This is a genomic window from Mycobacterium sp. E2327 (genome assembly GCF_001672675.1).
In the GTDB taxonomy this organism is placed as follows: domain Bacteria; phylum Actinomycetota; class Actinomycetes; order Mycobacteriales; family Mycobacteriaceae; genus Mycobacterium.
Genome location: NZ_LZKE01000147.1, coordinates 58,407 through 74,040 on the forward strand (window position 1 = coordinate 58,407; position 15,634 = coordinate 74,040).

Annotated in this window: 15 protein-coding genes; 8 read left to right on the forward strand and 7 right to left on the reverse strand. The window is 68.4% G+C overall.

Going from position 1 to position 15,634, the window contains the following annotated elements:
* Window positions 1–42 precede the first annotated feature (42 nt).
* The 3 genes from A5712_RS18080 to A5712_RS18090 all read left to right on the forward strand — a co-directional run bounded on the left by A5712_RS18080 (window position 43) and on the right by A5712_RS18090 (window position 4,896).
* Window positions 43–891 carry an SDR family oxidoreductase gene (locus A5712_RS18080; protein WP_068107731.1) on the forward strand — a complete coding sequence of 283 codons (849 nt, stop codon included), beginning with the start codon at window positions 43–45 and terminating at the stop codon, window positions 889–891.
* Window positions 892–1,050: 159 nt separating this feature from the next.
* Window positions 1,051–3,438, forward strand: a complete 2,388-nt coding sequence (locus A5712_RS18085) for a phosphoketolase (RefSeq protein ID WP_068107732.1) — start codon at window positions 1,051–1,053, stop codon at window positions 3,436–3,438.
* A 234-nt stretch (window positions 3,439–3,672) separates the two neighbouring features.
* On the forward strand, window positions 3,673–4,896 hold the full coding sequence (locus A5712_RS18090; protein WP_068107735.1) for a PE family protein: 1,224 nt from the start codon (window positions 3,673–3,675) through the stop codon (window positions 4,894–4,896).
* A gap of 62 nt (window positions 4,897–4,958) precedes the next feature.
* On the opposite strand, the gene A5712_RS30890 is transcribed toward A5712_RS18090, so the two are convergent.
* A complete protein-coding gene (locus A5712_RS30890) occupies window positions 4,959–5,126 on the reverse strand; it encodes a hypothetical protein (RefSeq protein ID WP_156766615.1) in 168 nt (55 codons plus the stop codon).
* An 81-nt stretch (window positions 5,127–5,207) separates the two neighbouring features.
* On the opposite strand from A5712_RS30890, the gene A5712_RS18095 reads away from it, so the two are divergent.
* A complete protein-coding gene (locus tag A5712_RS18095) occupies window positions 5,208–5,768 on the forward strand; it encodes an ABATE domain-containing protein (RefSeq protein ID WP_068107738.1) in 561 nt (186 codons plus the stop codon).
* A 43-nt stretch (window positions 5,769–5,811) separates the two neighbouring features.
* Entirely contained in the window at window positions 5,812–6,555 is a 744-nt protein-coding gene (locus A5712_RS18100) for a CPBP family intramembrane glutamic endopeptidase (RefSeq protein ID WP_068107739.1), read from the forward strand.
* A 4-nt stretch (window positions 6,556–6,559) separates the two neighbouring features.
* On the opposite strand, the gene A5712_RS18105 is transcribed toward A5712_RS18100, so the two are convergent.
* From A5712_RS18105 to modA, 6 genes are all read right to left on the reverse strand, one after another.
* Entirely contained in the window at window positions 6,560–7,588 is a 1,029-nt protein-coding gene (locus tag A5712_RS18105; protein WP_068107741.1) for a zinc-binding alcohol dehydrogenase family protein, read from the reverse strand.
* Window positions 7,589–7,636: 48 nt separating this feature from the next.
* Window positions 7,637–7,936, reverse strand: coding sequence for a GlsB/YeaQ/YmgE family stress response membrane protein (locus A5712_RS18110; protein WP_068107743.1), 300 nt, complete (start codon window positions 7,934–7,936; stop codon window positions 7,637–7,639).
* A gap of 191 nt (window positions 7,937–8,127) precedes the next feature.
* A complete protein-coding gene (locus tag A5712_RS18115; RefSeq protein WP_068107744.1) occupies window positions 8,128–9,156 on the reverse strand; it encodes an alanine and proline-rich secreted protein Apa in 1,029 nt (342 codons plus the stop codon).
* A 97-nt stretch (window positions 9,157–9,253) separates the two neighbouring features.
* Entirely contained in the window at window positions 9,254–10,351 is a 1,098-nt protein-coding gene (locus A5712_RS18120) for a sulfate/molybdate ABC transporter ATP-binding protein (protein ID WP_068107746.1), read from the reverse strand.
* Window positions 10,348–11,139, reverse strand: coding sequence for an ABC transporter permease (locus A5712_RS18125; RefSeq protein ID WP_082973507.1), 792 nt, complete (start codon window positions 11,137–11,139; stop codon window positions 10,348–10,350). Before A5712_RS18125 ends, A5712_RS18120 begins: the two co-directional genes overlap by 4 nt.
* Before the next feature lie 3 nt (window positions 11,140–11,142).
* Window positions 11,143–11,928 carry a molybdate ABC transporter substrate-binding protein gene (gene modA / locus A5712_RS18130; protein ID WP_068107750.1) on the reverse strand — a complete coding sequence of 262 codons (786 nt, stop codon included), beginning with the start codon at window positions 11,926–11,928 and terminating at the stop codon, window positions 11,143–11,145.
* A gap of 213 nt (window positions 11,929–12,141) precedes the next feature.
* Here modA and A5712_RS18135 point away from each other — a divergent pair, with 213 nt between their 5' ends.
* The 3 genes from A5712_RS18135 (at window position 12,142) to A5712_RS18145 (ending at window position 15,352) form a co-directional block, all read left to right on the forward strand.
* Window positions 12,142–12,819 (forward strand): SDR family oxidoreductase, encoded by a 678-nt coding sequence (locus tag A5712_RS18135; protein WP_068107752.1) that lies wholly within the window; start codon window positions 12,142–12,144, stop codon window positions 12,817–12,819.
* Between the two features lie 54 nt (window positions 12,820–12,873).
* Entirely contained in the window at window positions 12,874–13,791 is a 918-nt protein-coding gene (locus A5712_RS18140; RefSeq protein WP_068107767.1) for an LLM class F420-dependent oxidoreductase, read from the forward strand.
* Window positions 13,792–13,966: 175 nt separating this feature from the next.
* Window positions 13,967–15,352: an NAD(P)/FAD-dependent oxidoreductase gene (locus tag A5712_RS18145; protein ID WP_068107754.1), complete on the forward strand. Its 1,386-nt coding sequence runs from the start codon at window positions 13,967–13,969 to the stop codon at window positions 15,350–15,352.
* The last annotated feature ends 282 nt before the right edge of the window (window positions 15,353–15,634 follow it).

The window sequence follows — 15,634 nt, forward strand, 5'->3', positions numbered from 1 at the left end:
GCCAAAATTGACACCCGTCAACTCTCGGGAGGGACGACGAAGATGGCAGACACGGCTTCAATCGGCGTGAAGGTGCGCGACAAGGTCGTCGTCATCACCGGCGGCGCCCGCGGGATCGGCCTGGCCACCGCGACCGCGCTGCACAACCTGGGCGCCAAGGTCGCGATCGGGGACATCGACGAGGTGCGGGTGAAGGAATCGGGCGCCGCGCTCGGCCTCGACGTCTACGGGAAACTCGACGTCACCGACGCGCATTCGTTCGCGGACTTCCTCGATGAGGTGGAGCGCCAGCTCGGCCCCATCGACGTGCTGATCAACAACGCCGGCATCATGCCGGTCGGGCGGATCATCGACGAGTCGGACGCGGTCACCCGCCGCATCCTCGACATCAACGTCTACGGCGTCATCCTCGGCAGCAAGCTGGCGGTGCAGCGCATGGTCCCCCGCCGATCCGGGCACGTCATCAACGTCGCCTCGCTCGCCGGCGAGCTCTACATCGTCGGCCTGGCCAGCTACTGCGCCAGCAAGCACGCGGTCATCGCGTTCACCGACTCGGCCCGGCTGGAGTACCGCTCGGCCGGTGTGGAGTTCTCCACGGTGTTGCCGACGTTCGTCAACACTGAGCTCGTCGCCGGGACCCCCGGCATGAAGGGCTTCCGCAACGCCGAGCCCGCCGAAATCGCCGACGCGATCGTGCGGCTGGTGGCCCACCCCAGGCCACGGGTGCGGATCACGAAGGCCGCCGGCGCGATGGTCGTCTCCCAGAAATTCTGGCCGCGCCGGATCGCCGAGGGGCTCAACCGCCTGCTCGGCGGCGACCACGTCTTCACCGACGACGTGGATGTCGAGAAGCGGCGGGCCTACGAGGCGCGGGCCCGCGGGGAGGAGTAGTCGGCGATCGCGAGCGCGGCGGAGCCGGGCGAAGCGGGTCGCCGCCATCGGGAGTAGTCGGCGATCGCGAGCGGTGGCGGAGCCGGGCGAAGCGGGTCGCCGCCATCGGGAGTAGCCCGCGGCAAGCGCCGTTCACCAAAGACGCGGACAATCGGCCGGGTGACCGCAGAAACCTCGACCACGAATGCCGCAGCCCTGTCCGACGACGAACTCGCCCTCATCGACAAGTATTGGCGCGCAGCCAATTACCTCTCGGTCGGCCAGATCTACCTCCTGGACAACCCGCTGCTGAGCGAACCGCTGTCGTCCGAGCACGTCAAACCCCGGCTGTTGGGTCACTGGGGCACCACACCCGGGCTCAACCTCATCTACGCGCACCTGAACCGGGTCATCCGCAACCGCGACGCCAGCGTCATCTACGTGACCGGTCCCGGCCACGGCGGGCCCGGGCTGGTCGCCAACGCCTACCTGGAGGGCACCTACACCGAGGTGTACACCGGCATCGAGGAAGACGCCGAGGGACTGCGAAAGCTGTTCCGGCAGTTCTCCTTTCCCGGTGGCATCCCCAGCCACGTCGCGGCCCAGACGCCCGGGTCGATCCACGAGGGCGGCGAGCTTGGCTACGCGCTGGTGCACGCCTACGGGGCGGCGTTCGACAACCCGGACCTGGTGGTGGCGTGCGTGGTCGGCGACGGCGAGGCCGAGACCGGGCCCCTGGCCGCGGGCTGGCACTCGAATAAGTTCCTGAACCCGGTCACCGACGGCGCGGTGCTGCCCATCCTGCAACTGAACGGCTACAAGATCGCCAACCCGACCGTGCTGGCCCGCATCCCCCACCCCGAACTGGAATCGCTGCTGCGCGGCTACGGCTACCGGCCCATCACGGTCGCCGGTGACGACCCGGCCAACGTGCACCAGCAGCTGGCCGCCGCCCTCGACGACGCCTTCGACGACATCGCGGCCATCCAGCGCACCGCCCGCGCCGGCGGCCACGCCGAGCGACCCGTCTGGCCGATGATCGTGCTGCGCACCCCGAAGGGCTGGACCGGCCCGAAGGTGGTCGACGGCAAGAAGGTGGAGGGCACCTGGCGGGCCCACCAGGTCCCGTTGGCCGAGACCCACGACAACCCGGCCCACCGCGCGCAGCTGGAGGAATGGCTGCGCAGCTACGGGCCCGAGGAGTTGTTCGACGGCAACGGCGCCCTGCGCCCCGAGCTGCGGGCGCTGGCGCCCCGCGGTGATCGCCGGATGAGCGCCAACCCGCACGCCAACGGCGGGCTGCTGCTGCACGACCTCGACCTGCCCGACTTCCGCGACTACGCGCTGGCCGTGCCGCAGCCGGCCGCCGAGACGCACGAGGCCACCCGGATGCTGGGCACCTTCCTGCGCGACGTGATCGCGCGCAACCCGGATCGGTTCCGGCTCATGGGCCCCGACGAGACCGCCTCCAACCGGCTCGACGCCGTCTACGGGGCCACCGACAAGGTGTGGCTTTCGGAGATCGGGCCAGACGACGAGCACCTCGCGCCCGACGGCCGCGTGATGGAGGTGCTCTCCGAGCACCTGTGCCAGGGCTGGCTCGAGGGCTACCTGCTGACCGGCCGGCACGGCCTGTTCAACTGCTACGAGGCGTTCGTGCACATCGTCGACTCGATGCTCAACCAGCACGCGAAGTGGCTGGCCACCAGCCGAGAACTGCCGTGGCGGCGGCCGATCGCGTCGCTGAACTACCTACTGACCTCCCACGTGTGGCGCCAGGACCACAACGGCGCGTCGCATCAGGACCCCGGCTTCATCGACCTGGTCGCGAACAAGCGGGCCGAGCTGACACGGGTATACCTGCCGCCGGACGGCAACACGCTGCTGTCGGTCGCGGACCACTGCCTGCGCAGCCGCAACTACGTCAACGTGATCGTCGCCGGCAAGCAGCCCGCGCTGGCCTACCTGGACATGGACCAGGCCATCGCCCACTGCGCGCGGGGCCTGGGCATCTGGCCGTGGGCGAGCACGGCTAAGTCTTTAGGCGCCGAACCCGATGTGGTGCTGGCCTGCGCCGGGGACGTCCCGACGCTGGAGGTGCTCGCGGCGGCCGACATCCTGCGGCGCGAACTACCCGGCCTGGCCGTCCGGGTGGTCAATGTCGTCGACCTGATGCGGCTGCAACCGGAATCCGAGCATCCACATGGCTTGCCGGACAAGGAGTTTGACGCGCTGTTCACCCGCGACAAGCCGGTCATCTTCGCCTACCACGGCTATCCGTGGCTGATCCACCGGCTCACCTACCGGCGCACCAACCACCCGCACATCCACGTGCGGGGATTCAAGGAGCGCGGCACCACGACGACGCCGTTCGACATGGTGATGCTCAACGACCTCGATCGCTTCCACCTGGTCATCGACGTCATTGACCGGGTAGACGGGCTGGCCAGCCAGGCCGCCCTGCTGCGTCAGCGCATGGTCGACGCCCGCCTCGCCGCTCGCGCCTACACCCGCGAACACGGCGAGGACGACCCGGCGATCTCGGGGTGGACCTGGGAAGCGAACTGAGCCGGGCGAACGGGGCTCACCGATGGTGTCGCGCCCTCGGCGCCGCCCCGACCCTGCACACGCGACCTACCCCGAGCACGGCGACCCGCCCGGTGGCTGCCTGGTCATCCCTTCGGAAGCGGACGGAGCCCTCCCGGCGTACTAACGGTTTGCCCAAAGGCCCAAATGCCGGGCGGAAACTCGTTACAGTGCCTTCCACCGGAAGTTCGGTACTGCCCGGACAGGAGAATCTTCATGTCGTATCTGGTGGCGGCACCCGAGTTTTTGGCGTCGGCGGCAACGGATCTGTCCAACATCGGCTCGGCATTGAGCACCGCGAAAGCGGCCTCGGCGACCCCGACGACTGGCGTGCTGGCCGCCGCCGCGGACGAGGTGTCGGTGGCCATTGCCGCGGTGTTCTCCGCCCACGGTCAGCGCTTCCAGGCGCTGGGGGCACAGGCGGCGGTGTTTCATGACCAGTTCGTGCATCTATTGAATGTCGGCGCAGGGCAGTACGCATTGGCCGAAACCGCGAATGCGTCGCCTTTGCAGGTCCTCGGCAGCACAAACCTCGGTTTCGGGAACAACGGCAGCGCCAACCTGGGCAGCGGAAACCTGGGCGCCTTCAACGTGGGAAGCGGGAACGTTGGAAACAGCAATATCGGCTTCGGCAACTCGGGCAGCAACAACATGGGCTTGGGAAACCACGGCAATGGAAACCTCGGCTTTGGGCTTACCGGCAACAACATGGTGGGCGTTGGCGCGCTGAATTCCGGCAGCGGAAATTTCGGCTTCGGGAACTCGGGTAACAACAACATCGGGTTCTTCAATTCGGGTAATAACAACGTCGGCTTCTTCAACTCGGGCACCGGTAACTTCGGCTTCTCGAACTCGGGCAACACCAACACAGGGTTCTGGAACGCGGGCGAGGTCAACACGGGCTTTGCAAACTCGGGTGACTACAACATGGGTTTTGCAAACCCCGGCGACTACAACATGGGCTTCGGAAACGCCGGCGCCAACAACATGGGCTTCGAGAACACGGGCTCGGACAACACGGGAAGCTTCAACTCGGGCGACTTCAACACGGGGTGGGGAAACTCGGGCGACATCAACACCGGCTTCTACAACTCGGGCAACCTGAACACGGGTTTCGGCAGCTCGGTCAACCAGACTGGTCCGAACTCGGGCTTCGGAAACACGGGTATCGGGAACTCGGGGTTCTTCAACCAGGGCCTCAATAACTCGGGCTTCTGGAACTCGAACACGGGCCCCGGCTGCCACAAGACTGGGTTCTTCAACTCGGGGAGCGGCGTATGGGACACCGGCATCGGGAACTCGGGCGGCGGCGACTACAACACCGGCTTCTTCAACTCGGGCATCGGCGGATATAACACGGGCTCCTTCAACTCGGGCATGGACAGCTCCGGGGGCTTCAATACGGGTAATGACCAGTCGGGTTTCTTCGGCCTGTTCTGACGTTGCGATGAGTTCGTGAGCGACTCGAGCAAACCCGTGAGCTGATACCCCGATGGCCGCGGCTACGCGGCGCGGGGTTCGCCGGTGGCGCCGGACGGCTCGCCGTAGTCCCTCGGCTTGTCGGCGTCGATATGCCAGATCCAATTGCCGTGCAGGGGCCGGTCAACGGCCAGGGCGCCCAACGGGGCGATGACCAGGATGGAGACCAGCGTCCACACCGTCGTAGCCATGAGTTCTCCCTCCGCCGAGTGCGTAACCGTCTTAGGTAGTTACATCTTGCCGTGGGCGGTGAAACCTGTCAAGGTGGTTACATGAAGTTCCTCTACGTGAGCGGGCGGCCGTCTTTGGACTTCGCGGGCACGCTGAAATATCGGGGCTCGGCGCGTCGCGAGGAATTGTTGACCGACCCGCAGCGGGTCTCGGACTGGGCGGTCGGTGCTGGGCTGGTCGATACGCCGCTCGAGATGACCGACGATGAAGTTGCGGCGGCGATCGCCGTGCGCGAAGCCATCTACCGGGTCGTCGTCGCGGGGCTTGAGGGCGGCCGGCCCGACGCCGCCGACGTAGATCTGCTGAATGCGTACGCGTCCCGACCCCAGCTCACGCCGACGTTGCATCCGGACGGATCGGTCAGCCGCAGCGGTACCGTGCAAGAGCTGCTCGCGGGCCTGGCCGCCGATCTCCTCGACCTCTATGCCGGACCCGACATCGGCAAGGTCAAAAGGTGCTCCCACCCCGGCTGCACGCGCCTGTACGTCGACGCGTCGCGAGCCCAGAACCGGCATTGGTGCGGGATGAGCACCTGTGGCAACCGAGCGAAGGTCCAGGCCTTCCGCGCCCGCCAGCAAGCCGCCGCGGCTCAGCCTTCCTGAGCGATTGAGCTGGGCGAACGCGACCGGCAGGTAAGCTGGCCCGATGCCCGACGCGACGGTTGCCGACACCGATCTCGTAGCGCCGCACCCGTTCCGGTTCCATGTCGACATCGCCGTGGTGGTCATCGTGCTGGTGCTGACCAACCTGATCGCGCACTTCACCACGCCGTGGGCGAGCATCGCGACGGTGCCCGCCGCCGCCGTCGGGCTCGTCGCCTTGATGCGTTACCGCGGGCTGGGCTGGACCGACCTGGGCCTCGGCCGCGAACACTGGCGCCCCGGGCTGGCCTATGCGCTTGGTGCGGTGGCCGTCGTGGCGTCGGTCATCGCGATCGGCATCCTGCTGCCGATGACCCGGCCGATGTTCCTGAACAACCACTACGCCACGATCTCCGGCGCCCTGATCGCCTCGATGGTCATCATCCCGCTGCAGACCGTGATCCCCGAGGAGCTGGCATTTCGCGGGGTGCTGCACGGCGCGCTGAACCGGGCCTGGGGCTTTCGGGGGGTGGCGCTGGGCGGGTCGCTGCTGTTCGGTCTGTGGCACGTCGCCACGTCGCTGGGGCTCACCAGCAACAACGTCGGCTTCACCCGGCTGTTCGGCGGCGGCTTCGCCGGGATGGTGGCCGGCGTGACGCTGGCAGTCCTGGCCACCGGGGCGGCCGGCTTCGTCTTCAGCTGGCTGCGCCGGCGAAGCGGCAGTTTGATCGCGCCGATCGCCCTGCACTGGTCGCTGAACGGGCTTGGCGCCCTGGCCGCGGCGCTGGTCTGGCACCTGTCGACCTGAGCGGTTAGACCAGCAGCACCGCGGCGCCGGCGATGCGACCGGCGCTCAGATCGCTCAGCGCCTCATCGGCCCGGGCAAGCGGATATTCCGGCGTGGTCACCGCGATGCGATGTTCGCCCGCGAAGTCAAGGAATGCCCGCGCGTCGGCCCGCGTGTTCGACGTGACCGATCGGACCTGGCGCTCCTGGAACAGGTGCCGCTGGTAGTTCAGCGGCGGGATATCGGACAGGTGGATGCCCGCGATCGCCAGGGTGCCGCCGCGGTCCAGCGCCTGCAGGGCGGGCAGCACCAGCTCGCCGACCGGCGCGAAAAGGATCGCGGCGTCCAGCGGCACCGGCGGCGGATCGGCCGCACCCTGGGCCGACGCGGCGCCGAGTTGCAGCGCCAGCTCGCGCGCCTCGGCCCCGCGGGTCATCACATGCACCTCGGCGCCCTGCGCCAACGCGACCTGCGCGGTGATGTGGGCGCTCCCGCCGAAGCCGTAGAGGCCCAGCCGCCCGCCGGGGGGCAGCTCCGCGCGCAGCAGGGACCGGTATCCGATGATGCCCGCGCACAACAACGGCGCCAGCTCGCTGTCGCTGTAGCCGCTCGGCAGGTGGTGCGCGAAAGCCGCTGGCACGGTGGCGAATTCGGCGTATCCCCCGTCGGCGTCCCACCCGGTGTAGCGGGACTCCGGACAGAGGTTCTCGTTGCCGCGGCGGCAGTACTTGCACACGCCGCAGGTGTGGCGCAGCCAGGCGATGCCCACCCGGTCGCCCGTTCTGAACTCGTCACCGGCCTCGGCCCCGACTTCGACGACCTCCCCGACCACCTCGTGGCCGGGCGTCACCCCGGTGCGGTGCACCGGCAGGTCGCCTTCGGTGACGTGCAGGTCGGTGCGGCAGACGCCGCACGCCCGCACGGCTACCAGCAACTCCGACGGTGCGGGCCGCGGCACCTCGGCGGTGACTTGCTCGAGTGGGCCGGTGGCCATGGGACCGGGGCGGCGCACCCGCCACGCGCGCATCGTCGTGGTCGTCACCGCGTCGGCCATCACCCCATCATGCCGGGATCCGGCACGGCCGCAACGGGTTAGGCCGGGTCAGGCCCGGCGAACCATGCCGACGATCCAGAGCAGGAGCACCGCGCCGAGCAGCGCGGTGAAGAAGGTGAAGATGATCCCGCCGCCCGCGGTATTGACGAAGAAGCTCAGGATGAAGCCGCCGATCAACGCGCCGACGATGCCGATGACGATGTCCATCAGGATGCCGGCCCCGCTCCCCCTGATGATCCTGCTGGCGAGCGCCCCTGCCAGCCCGCCGATGATGATGTAGCCGATCCAGCCGACGCTGGTCGTTGTCGTCGAGCGGGCGAGAAAGTCGGTTGCTGCCATGACGTCCATGCGGATCTCCTTGCAATCGAGGGCAAAGCCAGCTCACTGCTGAACCGGGATTGCGTATACCCGCTTTGCGTAAAGCTACGTGTGTCTAATTAGGCGGTGCCGCCGTTTGGGTGCGAATCGTCGGCGTGGCGGGTGATGCCCGGGCGGCTGGAAATCGCCGGGATCCCGCCCGGGGTGCACACTCGGCCGAATCAGGCCGGCAAAGCCCGCTGCGGCGCCGCAGTGGGAGTGACTTCGCTGGCGGGCGCTTGGCCCGGAGCGGGCGCCGGGGCAGCCGGTGCCGGAGCGGGCGCCGGGGCGCCGGGAGCGGGCGCGGTCGCGGGGGCTCCGGGCGCCGGGGCGGGCGCGGCCGGCGGGACCCACGGCTGGATCGATTCGGCCAGCGCCTTCGCGCCGCCCTGGTCCACCGCGTCGTTCGAGGTCCCGAGCCACACCACGAACCAGCGCTGCGGCGGACCATTGCCCGCCGAGGGCCCGCTGACCACACCGGTCCAGATCTGACCGTTCGGCTTGGACGGATCGCTGAACTTCACCTCGTAGTACGACGCACTTCCGGTGATCCCATTGGCGCCGGTCAGCGGAGTGGCGCTTTGGTTGATCCGGGTGCCGGGATAGGGCATGAAGAACTCACCCATGTCGGAGCCTAGCCGGACGGCGGCCTTGGCGTCGCTGGCTTCGGCACTGGCGTAAAGCTTTTGGTCCAGCCGGCCCATCACGATGCGGGTGTCGTTGGCAACCGGCGGCGCCTGCCCCGGCGCCGGCGGCTGGCCGGTGGTCTTGCTGAGCAGCTCCGAACCGTAGTCGAGGTGGGTCGCGTCGGACTCCACCCAGCCGGGGGGAAGGACGAAGCTGAAGCCACCCACGGCGTTGCCGATCCGGCCCGCGTTGGGGTCGACGGGCGGCGGCGGGGGCGCGTTCGGATCGACCGGCGGTGGCGGCGTCGCGTTGGGATCACCCGGTTGGGGCTGCGGCGATGCAGGCGCACCGGGAGGCGGCGGCGTCGTGGGCGTCGGCGACCCGGGCGCCGGGGCCGCCGTCGTCGGCGACGCGGGCGCGGGTGCCGTCGTCGTGGTTGGCGGGACCGGGGTCGGGGTCTCGGGGTCGGCGTTCGAGGTCGCCGGTAACGCGATAGCGACGGCACTGGCACTGGTCACCGCGGCGATCGTCAGCGTCGCCCACAGCCCTTTCCGACGTGTCGAGTTCTGGTCCACCTGATCCATGGCGACGAACCTACCGCGTTACGGCTGTGACGCAAGGGTGCCGTGCGGCGGTTCTTGCGATGTTGCCGATGTGCAATCTTGCTGGCGTCGGCGCAGGTCAGTGCGGCGCCGGATACAGCGTCACCTCGTGGGCCTTGACGGAGAACCACACCCGCTCCCCGGGCGTCAGCCGCAGCTCCGCGGCGGCGTCCGCGGTGATTTCCGCGGCCAGCCCCGGGGCGCCGTCCGACTGTTCGCGGCCGCGCACCAGGACGGCGGATCCGTGAGCGTCCAGCTCCGCCACCGTCACCTCGACCGTGTTGCGGGGGCTGCCGCGCGGCCGGTCCTGGTACACGGCCACCGCCGTGGGCGGGAACACCGCGACCGCGTTGACCACCTCGGCGTCCAGCTCCTGGGCCGGGGTCGCATGCCAGTGGGCGCCGGCGCGATCGTGCAGCGAGCCGTCGGGTCCGACGGTGCCGTTGACCAGGTTGATGCCCGCGATGCGGGCGCCGAAATGACTGCGCGGCGCGGTGAGAACCTTTGCCACGGGCCCGATTTCGGCGATCTTTCCCGACTCGAGCACGAGCACCCGATCGGCCAGCGTGAATACGTCCAGCAGGTCGTGGGTGATCAGGATGACCGCGCAGCCCGTTCGGGTGACGACCTCGCGCAGCGCCGCGCGGATGCCGGCGGCCGCGGCGACGTCGAGCCCGGCCAGTGGCTCGTCAAGCAGCAATACGTCGGGTTCGGCCGCCAGTGCGCGGGCGATCGCAACCCGCTGGGCCTGACCCCCGGACAGTTCTCGGGGTTTCCGGTCGGCGAAGCGCTCGGCGTCCACCTCGCGCAGCCAGCGCAGCGCCGTCGCCTTCTTGTCGGCACGGGCGAGACGGAACCGGCCCCGGCGGCTGTGTGGCCCGAACGCCACGTTGGCGGCGACGCTCAGGTGCGGGAACAGCAGCGGGTCCTGCAGCAGCAACCCGACCCGGCGATCGTGGGTCGCCACGTGCACGCCGGCCGCGGTGTCGGTCAGCACCCGATCCCCCAGCCGCACGACGCCTTCGTCGGGCCGAAGCAGCCCGGCGATGACGTGCAGGGCGGTCGACTTGCCGGCGCCGTTGGGTCCGAGGACCGCGAGCACCTCGCCCGGGGACACCGAGAACTCCACATCCAGGCCGCGTTCGGCGACGACGGCGCGCAGCTGCAACCCGCTCATGCGGATACCCCGGTGAGCCGGCGCGCGCCCAGGCCCAGCACCACCACCGCGGCCACCGCCACCAGCAGGATCGACAGCGCCACCGCCGCGTTTTCGTCGCTCACCCGCTGCAGGTAGATCTCCAGCGGCAGGGTCCGGGTGACCCCCTGGCGGGACCCGGCGAACGTGAGCGTCGCGCCGAACTCCCCTAGCGAGCGGGCGAACGCCAGCACTGCCCCCGACGTCAACCCGGGCAGCAACAGCGGCAGGGTCACCCGCCACCAGATCGTGCTCGGTCGCGCCCCCAGCGTCGCGGCGACCACCTCGTAGTCGGCGCCCGCGGTGCGCGCGGCGCCTTCCAGGGAGATCACCAGGAACGGCAGCGAGACGAACGTCTGCGCCAGCACCACCGCGGTCGTGCTGAAGGCGATGCTCATCCCGGCGGCCTCGAGGTATCGCCCGATCAGTCCCAGCCGGCCGAACGCATACAGCAACGCGATGCCCCCCACCACCGGCGGCAGCACCAGGGGCAGCAGGATCAGCGGCCGCAGCAGCCGGACGACGCGCGCCGTGCTGCGGGCCAGCACCAGCGCCATCGGGACGCCCAGCAGCACGCACAGGGCGGTGCTGGCGGCGGCGGTCTTGAGGCTCAGCAGCAGCGCCGTCCGCGACGACGGGCTGGTGATCAGCGACCAGAAGTTCGGCCAGTCCACCTTGATCGCGATCGCGATCAGCGGCACGACCACGAACGCGGTCCCCGCGGCGGCGGGGATGTACACCCACCGGGGCAGATCCGTAGGCCGGTGCACGGCTCAGGGTTTGGCGAAGCCCGACTGGGCCAGGATGTTCTGACCTATGTCACCGGTCACCAGGGCCACGAACTTTTGCGCCAGCGTGACCTGCGCGGCGTTCTTCAACACCGCGATCGGATAGACGTTGACCGCGCCGGCGGCCTGCGGAAAGTTCACGGTCGCCACTTTGTTCCCGGCGCTGTGGGCGTCGGTGACGTAGACCAGACCCGCGTCGGCCTGCCCGGTGGTGACCTTGTTGAGGACGTCAGTCACGTTGAGTTCCTCGCTGACCGGGTTGAGGCGCACGCCGGTGCTGTCCTCGACGCGCTGGGTCGCCGATCCGCACGGCACCGGCTTTTGGCAGATCACCACGCTCAGCCCCGGCTTGGCAAGGTCCGCGAACGATCCGACCTTCTTCGGGTTGCCTGGCGCCGTCACGATGACGAGCGTGTTCGACGCGAAGTTGGTCGGGCTGGCGGCCAGCAGTCCCGCCTTGGCGACCGTGTCCATCTGTGCGGTGTCGGCCGACGCGAAGACGTCGGCCGTCGCGCCCTGAGTCAGCTGCTTGGCGAGCTCGGACGAACCCGCGAACTCGAAATCGACGGTGCTGCCGGGGTTTTGGGCCTTGAACTGCTCACTGATCTGACCGAACGCCGGCTTCAGCGAGGCCGCGGCGAAGACGACGACCTTGCCGGCGGGTTGGGCCGGCTGAGGGGGTGACGACGACGGCGTTTTCGAGCCGCATCCGACCAGGTCCGCCAGCAAGATCGTCGAAACCAGCCCGGCCAAAATCCCGATCCGCCGCATGGGTGCACCCTAGTCCGCCGAGAATGCGGTCGGCGCGGAGGCCAAATCGACGCAAACACGTGGTGGCCGAATAGTTATGCAAAAAATCCGCGCGTCGCGGCGCCCGGAGTTTCGCGGACTAGCTACCGTCCAGTAACATCTTCTTAGATTTATGCCATAAACGCGCTGAGGTCCCAGGCAGCTTCTGGGTTCAACGTTGAACACGAGGAGGTCATGGCAGTGGAGGTTCTGGTCACCGGGGGCGACACGGACTTGGGACGCACAGTGGCCGAGGGCTTCCGCGATGACGGCCACAAGGTGACCCTCGTGGGCGCCCGCCGCAGCGATCTCGAGGTCGCCGCGAAGGAACTGGACGTCGACGCCATCGTTTGCGACACCTGCGACCCGGCCAGCCTGGCCGAGGCGCGCGGGCTGTTCCCCCATCACCTGGACACGATCGTCAACGTGCCGGCGCCGGCCTGGGACCCGGGTGACCCGCGCACCTACTCGCTGGCCGACACGGCCAAAGCCTGGCGCAACGCCCTCGACGCGACGGTGCTGTCCGCGGCGCTGCTCGTGCAGGCCGTCGGCGATCACCTGCGCTCGGGCGGCTCGATCATCAGCGTGGTGGCGGAGAACCCGCCCGCCGGAAGCATCGACGCCGCCATCAAGGCGACGCTGTCGAATTGGACCGCGGGACAGGCGGAAGCGTTCGGCACCCGCGGCATCACGGTCAACACGGTCGCCAGCGGGCGCAGCGCCCAGGCCGGCTACGACGGGTTGTCGCGCACCCCGCCGACGGTCGCCGCGGAGGTCGCCCGCCTGGCGCTGTTCCTCACCACCCCGGCGGCTCGCCACATCACCGGCCAGACGCTGCACGTGAGCCATGGCGCGCTGGCGAGTTTCGCCTGAGGCTGAATCGCGAACCCTGGTTCTGATACCAGGCCGCTGGCTACGGTGAATGACGTGGCTATCCGACTTGGTTTGCAGATTCCCAACTTTTCCTACGGCACCGGGGTGGACAAGCTCTTCCCCACTGTTATCGCCCAGGCTCAAGAGGCCGAAGCGGCCGGTTTCGACTCGGTCTTCGTCATGGACCACTTCTACCAACTGCCCATGCTGGGCGATCCCGACCAGCCGATGCTGGAGGCCTACACGGCGCTGGCCGCCCTGGCCACCGCGACCGAACGGGTGCAGCTGGGCACTCTGGTGACCGGCAACACCTACCGCAACCCGACGCTGCTCGCCAAGATCATCACCACGCTGGACGTGGTGAGCCAGGGCCGGGCGATCCTCGGCATCGGCACCGGCTGGTTCGAGCTCGAGCACGACCAGCTGGGCTTCGAATTCGGCACCTTCACCGACAGGTTCAATCGGCTCGAGGAGGCGTTGCAGATCATCCTGCCGATGATCAAGGGCGAGCGGCCGACCTTCTCCGGCAAGTGGTATCGGGCCAAGGAGGCGGTGGCGAATCCCCGCTTCCGCGACCACATTCCGCTGATGATCGGCGGCAGCGGCGAGAAGAAGACGATCCCGCTCGCCGCGCGCCACTTCGACCACCTCAACGTCATCGCCGGGTTCGACGAGCTGGCCGGCAAGCTGAAGGTCGTGCGGGCGCGGTGCGAGGAGATCGGCCGCGACCCGGCCACGCTGGAGACCAGCACGTTGACCACCGCGATCGTCGACGAGAACTTCAACGCCGACCAGATCCCCGCCGAGATGACGCAGCGCGCGGTGGTCGGCAGCGCCGAGTCGGTCGCCGACCAACTCAAGACGAAGGTGCTCGACGCCGGTATCGACGGGGTGATCATCAACATGCCGTTCTACACTCCCGGCACCATCGCCGCGGTGGGCGAAGCCTTGCGACCGATCGTGGGGCTGTAACGCAAAACGCATCGCGCACCGGGCATGACGAGTATCACGTCCACTCGACCAGCCCCGATGCGTGATGTGGTTCATTACACATGCTTACGATCTGGGTTTCGGGGTATCGCCTTCACTAGCGTGGTAGCTAACTGGAATCGCGCGTCCAGCGACCCCGATCAGGAGCAACCCGAACATGAGCACGCAGGCAGAAACCACTGCTGCACCCGACCGTCGTCACCAAGTAGTCATCATCGGATCGGGATTCGGCGGGCTCAACGCGGCAAAGAAGCTCAAGCACGCCAACGTTGACATCAAACTGATCGCGCGCACCACCCACCACCTGTTCCAGCCGCTGCTGTATCAGGTGGCCACGGGCATCGTGTCCGAAGGCGACATCGCGCCGCCCACCCGCGTGATCCTGCGCAGGCAGCGCAACGTCCAGGTGCTGCTCGGCGACGTCACCCACATCGATCTCGAGGGGCAGTTCGTGGTTTCCGATCTGCTCGGCCACACTTACGAAACCCCTTACGACACACTGATTGTCGCGGCCGGCGCCGGCCAGTCCTATTTCGGCAACGACCAGTTCGCCGAGTTCGCGCCGGGCATGAAATCGATCGACGACGCCCTGGAGGTGCGGGGGCGGATCCTGAGCGCGTTCGAGCAGGCCGAACGGTCCCGCGACCCGGAACGACGGGCCAAGCTGTTGACGTTCACCGTCATCGGCGCCGGTCCCACCGGCGTCGAAATGGCCGGGCAGATCGCCGAGTTGGCGAATCACACCCTCAAGGGGTCGTTCCGGGGCATTGATTCCACCCGGGCGCGGGTGATCCTGCTCGACGCCGCCCCGGCGGTGCTGCCGCCGTTCGGCGAGAAGCTTGGGGAACGCGCGGCCGCGCGGCTGGAGAAGATGGGCGTGGAAATCCAGCTCGGGGCGATGGTCACCGACGTCGACCGCAACGGCATCACGGTGAAGGATTCCGACGGCACCACTCGGCGCATCGAATCCGCGTGCAAGGTGTGGTCGGCCGGGGTTCAGGCCAGCGGCCTGGGTATGGACCTCGCCGAGCAGTCGTCGGTCGAAGTCGACCGGGCCGGACGGGTCAAGGTGCTGCCCGACCTGTCCATCCCCGGGCATCCGAACGTGTTCGTCATCGGCGACATGGCCGCCGTCGAGGGCGTGCCGGGGGTTGCGCAGGGAGCCATCCAGGGAGCCAAGTACGTCGCCGCCACGCTGAAGGCGGAACTCAACGGCGCCGATCCGGCCGAGCGCGAGCCGTTCCAGTACTTCGACAAGGGCTCGATGGCCACGGTGTCGCGGTTTTCCGCCGTGGCCAAGATCGGCCCGCTGGAGTTCAGCGGCTTCATCGCCTGGCTGATGTGGCTGGTGCTGCACCTGGTGTACCTGGTCGGGTTCAAGACGAAGGTCAGCACGCTGCTGTCGTGGACGGTCACGTTCCTGAGCACCCGGCGCGGCCAGCTCACCATTACCGAACAGCAGGCGTTCGCCCGCACCCGCCTCGAGCAGCTGGCGGTGGCGGCCGCCGAGGCCAAGCGCCCGGCGGCCAGGCGGGCCAGCTAACCGTCCGGCCGGTCGGATCGAGGGGTGCCGACCGGCTCGGATACGGGGGATTCTTTTGCGGCACAGCGACTTTCGGCCCGAATGGGCCTGTCTGAGTTACGCGGAGTATTCGGACGTTGGGTGTGAATCGTCGGCGTTGCGAGTGCGTCCTGGGCGAGTAAAACGCCGAAACCCCGCCCTGCATACACATTGAAAACCGCCACTGCACACTAATGGGTCTTGATTGGGCTGCCGTTGAACGGGTTTATGACCTGTTTGCGGGAAGCTGATCATCGAGCGGCT

Excerpts from the sequence above, each read along its gene's own strand:
- modA (WP_068107750.1), bottom strand. The coding sequence starts at position 11,928 with ATGCGGCGGATCGGGATTTTGGCCGGGCTGGTTTCGACGATCTTGCTG.
- A5712_RS18135 (WP_068107752.1), top strand. The coding sequence starts at position 12,142 with ATGGCAGTGGAGGTTCTGGTCACCGGGGGCGACACGGACTTGGGACGC.
- A5712_RS18095 (WP_068107738.1), top strand. The coding sequence starts at position 5,208 with ATGAAGTTCCTCTACGTGAGCGGGCGGCCGTCTTTGGACTTCGCGGGC.
- A5712_RS18120 (WP_068107746.1), bottom strand. The coding sequence starts at position 10,351 with ATGAGCGGGTTGCAGCTGCGCGCCGTCGTCGCCGAACGCGGCCTGGAT.
- A5712_RS30890 (WP_156766615.1), bottom strand. The coding sequence starts at position 5,126 with ATGGCTACGACGGTGTGGACGCTGGTCTCCATCCTGGTCATCGCCCCG.
- A5712_RS18080 (WP_068107731.1), top strand. The coding sequence starts at position 43 with ATGGCAGACACGGCTTCAATCGGCGTGAAGGTGCGCGACAAGGTCGTC.
- A5712_RS18110 (WP_068107743.1), bottom strand. The coding sequence starts at position 7,936 with ATGGACGTCATGGCAGCAACCGACTTTCTCGCCCGCTCGACGACAACG.
- A5712_RS18100 (WP_068107739.1), top strand. The coding sequence starts at position 5,812 with ATGCCCGACGCGACGGTTGCCGACACCGATCTCGTAGCGCCGCACCCG.
- A5712_RS18090 (WP_068107735.1), top strand. The coding sequence starts at position 3,673 with ATGTCGTATCTGGTGGCGGCACCCGAGTTTTTGGCGTCGGCGGCAACG.
- A5712_RS18115 (WP_068107744.1), bottom strand. The coding sequence starts at position 9,156 with ATGGATCAGGTGGACCAGAACTCGACACGTCGGAAAGGGCTGTGGGCG.
- A5712_RS18105 (WP_068107741.1), bottom strand. The coding sequence starts at position 7,588 with ATGGCCGACGCGGTGACGACCACGACGATGCGCGCGTGGCGGGTGCGC.
- A5712_RS18145 (WP_068107754.1), top strand. The coding sequence starts at position 13,967 with ATGAGCACGCAGGCAGAAACCACTGCTGCACCCGACCGTCGTCACCAA.